Origin of the sequence: Streptomyces sp. NPDC101118 (assembly GCF_044759445.1) — a bacterium.
Classification (GTDB): Bacteria; Actinomycetota; Actinomycetes; order Streptomycetales; family Streptomycetaceae; genus Streptomyces.
In genome coordinates this window covers 1-1,862 of record NZ_JBIVZG010000043.1, presented here as the reverse complement: position 1 = coordinate 1,862, position 1,862 = coordinate 1, and the positions used below count along the sequence as shown (strand labels likewise).

General features: G+C 56.6%; 1 rRNA gene. It reads right to left on the bottom strand.

What is annotated here, in order from left to right:
- Positions 1-32: 32 nt before the first annotated feature.
- Positions 33-1,862: ribosomal RNA gene (locus ACIQUQ_RS35230) — 23S ribosomal RNA — on the bottom strand; the annotation flags it as partial.

The window sequence follows — 1,862 nt, the reverse complement described above, 5'->3', positions numbered from 1 at the left end:
CTTCAGAACTAACACAGTGGACGCGAGCAACTGAGGACAAGCCCTCGGCCTATTAGTACCAGTCAGCTCCACCCGTTACCGGGCTTCCACATCTGGCCTATCAACCCAGTCGTCTACTGGGAGCCTTACCCTCTCAAGGAGGTGGGAATACTCATCTTGAAGCAGGCTTCCCGCTTAGATGCTTTCAGCGGTTATCCCTCCCGAACGTAGCCAACCAGCCATGCCCTTGGCAGGACAACTGGCACACCAGAGGTTCGTCCGTCCCGGTCCTCTCGTACTAGGGACAGCCCTTCTCAATATTCCTACGCGCACAGCGGATAGGGACCGAACTGTCTCACGACGTTCTAAACCCAGCTCGCGTACCGCTTTAATGGGCGAACAGCCCAACCCTTGGGACCGACTCCAGCCCCAGGATGCGACGAGCCGACATCGAGGTGCCAAACCATCCCGTCGATATGGACTCTTGGGGAAGATCAGCCTGTTATCCCCGGGGTACCTTTTATCCGTTGAGCGACGGCGCTTCCACAAGCCACCGCCGGATCACTAGTCCCGACTTTCGTCCCTGCTCGACCCGTCGGTCTCACAGTCAAGCTCCCTTGTGCACTTACACTCAACACCTGATTGCCAACCAGGCTGAGGGAACCTTTGGGCGCCTCCGTTACCCTTTGGGAGGCAACCGCCCCAGTTAAACTACCCATCAGACACTGTCCCTGATCCGGATCACGGACCGAGGTTAGACATCCAGCACGACCAGAGTGGTATTTCAACGGCGACTCCACAACCACTGGCGTGGCTGCTTCAAAGTCTCCCACCTATCCTACACAAGCCGAACCGAACACCAATATCAAACTGTAGTAAAGGTCCCGGGGTCTTTCCGTCCTGCTGCGCGAAACGAGCATCTTTACTCGTAGTGCAATTTCACCGGGCCTATGGTTGAGACAGTCGAGAAGTCGTTACGCCATTCGTGCAGGTCGGAACTTACCCGACAAGGAATTTCGCTACCTTAGGATGGTTATAGTTACCACCGCCGTTTACTGGCGCTTAAGTTCTCAGCTTCGCAACCCCGAAAGGTCACTAACCGGTCCCCTTAACGTTCCAGCACCGGGCAGGCGTCAGTCCGTATACATCGCCTTACGGCTTCGCACGGACCTGTGTTTTTAGTAAACAGTCGCTTCTCGCTGGTCTCTGCGGCCACCCCCAGCTCACGGAGTAAATCCGATCACCAAGCGTGGCCCCCCTTCTCCCGAAGTTACGGGGGCATTTTGCCGAGTTCCTTAACCATAGTTCACCCGAACGCCTCGGTATTCTCTACCTGACCACCTGAGTCGGTTTAGGGTACGGGCCGCCATGAAACTCGCTAGAGGCTTTTCTCGACAGCATAGGATCATCCACTTCACCACAATCGGCTCGGCATCAGGTCTCAGCCTTAACGTGTGACGGATTTGCCTACCACACGGCCTACACCCTTACCCCGGGACAACCACCGCCCGGGCTGGACTACCTTCCTGCGTCACCCCATCGCTTACCTACTACAGATCTGGGTCACCGGCTCCACCACTCCCCTTTGACCGAAGTCTCCAGGGCGGCTTCACGGGCTTAGCATCGTCTGATTCGATATTGGGCGTTTCAAAGCGGGTACCGGAATATCAACCGGTTGTCCATCGACTACGCCTGTCGGCCTCGCCTTAGGTCCCGACTTACCCTGGGCAGATCAGCTTGACCCAGGAACCCTTAGTCAATCGGCGCAAGAGTTTCTCACTCTTGTATCGCTACTCATGCCTGCATTCTCACTCGTGAACCGTCCACAACTGCCTTCCGGCGCTGCTTCACCCGGCACACGACGCTCCCCTACCCATCACAGC